We start from the raw sequence: 636 nt of genomic DNA, 5'->3' as shown, positions 1-636 counted from the left end.
TGTGAAAGTAGGTAATCGTCAGGCTCCCCTTGCCCTAAACAAAAACCCCACCCCACAAAGGTGGGGTTTTTGCGTTTGGGGCGGCTGCTATAAGTGAGAGCCTCATCGATTCGCTTCGCAAGAAGCACTTGACAACCCCGTGTTGTTACCCCATAATCGATAGTTCTCTGCGGAGGGGTGCCCGAGTGGCTAAAGGGGGCAGACTGTAAATCTGTTGGCTTACGCCTACGTTGGTTCGAATCCAACCTCCTCCACCAGAATTCAAGCGGTAAGGGAATCCAACCCTCGCGGGTGTAGCTCAATGGTAGAGCAGAAGCCTTCCAAGCTTATGACGAGGGTTCGATTCCCTTCACCCGCTCCAGTGTCGGTTTTGTAGTGCCCATGTGGCTCAGTGGTAGAGCACTCCCTTGGTAAGGGAGAGGTCGGCAGTTCGATCCTGCCCATGGGCACCAGCTGTATCAGTCTAGTAAGTTGCGCGCGGCGCAAGGTGCGAAAATCCTGTTAGGAGTCGAAAATGGCCAAAGGTAAATTCGAGCGGACCAAGCCGCACGTGAACGTCGGCACGATCGGTCACGTTGACCACGGCAAGACCACGCTGACGGCAGCGATCACGACGGTGCTGACCAAGAAGTTCGG

General features: G+C 55.0%; 1 protein-coding gene and 3 tRNA genes. All 4 read left to right on the top strand.

What is annotated here, in order from left to right; all coding sequences use genetic code 11:
• Positions 1-171: 171 nt before the first annotated feature.
• Positions 172-257: transfer RNA gene (locus NCR37_RS12480), tRNA-Tyr, on the top strand.
• Between the two features lie 30 nt (positions 258-287).
• Positions 288-361: transfer RNA gene (locus tag NCR37_RS12475), tRNA-Gly, on the top strand.
• A gap of 16 nt (positions 362-377) precedes the next feature.
• Positions 378-452 (top strand) — tRNA-Thr (locus tag NCR37_RS12470).
• 62 nt (positions 453-514) lie between these two features.
• A partial coding sequence (locus tag NCR37_RS12465; protein ID WP_229809745.1) for a GTP-binding protein occupies positions 515-636 on the top strand: 122 nt, incomplete at its 3' end.

Origin of the sequence: Caballeronia sp. GAFFF1 (assembly GCF_023630705.1) — a bacterium.
Classification (GTDB): Bacteria; Pseudomonadota; Gammaproteobacteria; order Burkholderiales; family Burkholderiaceae; genus Caballeronia.
Note: the sequence above shows the minus strand (reverse complement) of the source record. Positions and strands in the feature narration are given on the sequence as shown.